Source organism: Streptomyces sp. NPDC058464 (assembly GCF_042721035.1).
Taxonomy (GTDB): Bacteria; Actinomycetota; Actinomycetes; order Streptomycetales; family Streptomycetaceae; genus Streptomyces.
This window is the reverse complement of record NZ_JBHXMA010000118.1, coordinates 1-1,549: the sequence shown is the minus strand read 5'-3', so window position 1 is coordinate 1,549 and position 1,549 is coordinate 1. Positions and strand designations below refer to the sequence as shown.

The 1,549-nt window shown below is 66.6% G+C and carries 2 protein-coding genes; both read right to left on the bottom strand.

Annotated features, from left to right (window positions below; all coding sequences use genetic code 11):
* On the bottom strand, positions 1-1,010 hold a 1,010-nt coding region (locus ACFWPQ_RS51930), incomplete at its 3' end, for an alpha-amylase family glycosyl hydrolase (RefSeq protein WP_384052195.1).
* The coding region (locus ACFWPQ_RS51925) for an alpha-glucosidase C-terminal domain-containing protein (RefSeq protein ID WP_384052193.1) at positions 1,007-1,549 on the bottom strand (543 nt) is incomplete at its 5' end. The genes ACFWPQ_RS51925 and ACFWPQ_RS51930, both read right to left, overlap by 4 nt.

Genomic DNA, 1,549 nt, shown 5'->3' with positions numbered 1-1,549 from the left:
ACCATTTCGAGGGTGAGCTCGTCGTGGTTGCGCAGGAAGATGCCCCACTGGCAGCCGGAGGGGATGGCGGGGGTCTTGGCGAGGATTTCCGAGACGGGGTAGCGGGATTCCCGGCGGACGGCCATGAAGATCCGCGGCATCACCGGGAAATGGAACGCCATGTGGCACTCGTCGCCGCCCTTGTCGTAGGCCCCGAAGTAGTCGACCACGTCCTCCGGCCACTGGTTCGCCTCGGCCAGCAGCACGGTGTCCGGGAACATGGCGTCGATCTCACGGCGGACCCGCCTCAGGAACTCGTGGGTGGGCGGCAGGTTCTCGCAGTTGGTGCCTTCCTGCGCGTACAGATACGGCACCGCGTCCAGCCGGAACCCGTCGATGCCCAGGTCCAGCCAGAACCGGAGCGCCGCCAGCACCTCCTCCTGCACCGCCGGGTTCTCGTAGTTGAGGTCGGGCTGGTGCGAGAAGAAGCGGTGGAAGTAGTACTGGCCGCGCACGGGGTCGAAGGTCCAGTTGGAGACCTCGGTGTCGACGAAGATGATCCGCGCGTCCTGGTACTGCTTGTCGTCGTCGGCCCACATGTAGAAGTCGCCGTACGGCCCGTCCGGGTTCTTCCGGGACTCCTGGAACCACGGGTGCTGGTCGCTGGTGTGATTCACGACGAAGTCGATGATGACGCGCATGCCGCGCTGGTGGGCGGCGTCGACGAACTCCACGAAGTCGGCGAGGTCGCCGAACTCGGGGAGGACGGCGGTGTAGTCGGAGACGTCGTAACCGCCGTCCCGCAGCGGGGACTTGAAGAACGGCGGCAGCCAGAGGCAGTCGACACCGAGCCACTGCAGATAGTCGAGTTTCGCGGTCAGGCCCTTGAGGTCGCCGATGCCGTCTCCGTCGCTGTCCTGGAAGGAGCGGACCAGGACCTCGTAGAAGACGGCCCGTTTGAACCAGTCCGGATCCCGGTCCTTGGCGGGGGTGTCCTCGAAGGTGTCCGGGACGGGGTCGTTGACAGTCATGACGCGCTGGGCCCTCCGTTCGCTGGTGTCGGCCGCCCTACCTGGAGCACATGCGCCGGCGTCCGGCCGGGGGAGAGGCGCACGAAACCGGTCCTGCCCCATGAGTAGGTCTCACCCGTCAGTTCGTCCTGCACGGACAGGACGGCGTTCCAGTCCAGGCCGAGTTGCGGCATGTCCAACGAGACCGTGGCCTCCTGGGTGTGGTGCGGATCGAGGTTGACGACCACCAGAACCGTGTCCGACCCGGTGCGCTTGCTGTACGCGATGACGGAGTCGTTGTCCGTGTGGTGGAAGGTCAGGTTACGCAGGTGCCGGAGCGCGGGATGGCGGCGCCGGATTGTGTTGAGGCGGGTGATGAGGGGGGCGATGCCGGCGGTGTCGGCGGCCGTCCAGTCGCGTGGCTTGAGCTGGTACTTCTCGGAGTCGAGGTACTCCTCGCTGCCCTCTCTGAGGGGGGTGTTCTCGCAGAGTTCGTAGCCGCTGTAGATGCCCCAGGTGGGGGAGAGGGTGGCGGCGAGCACGGCCCGGGCCTCGAAGGC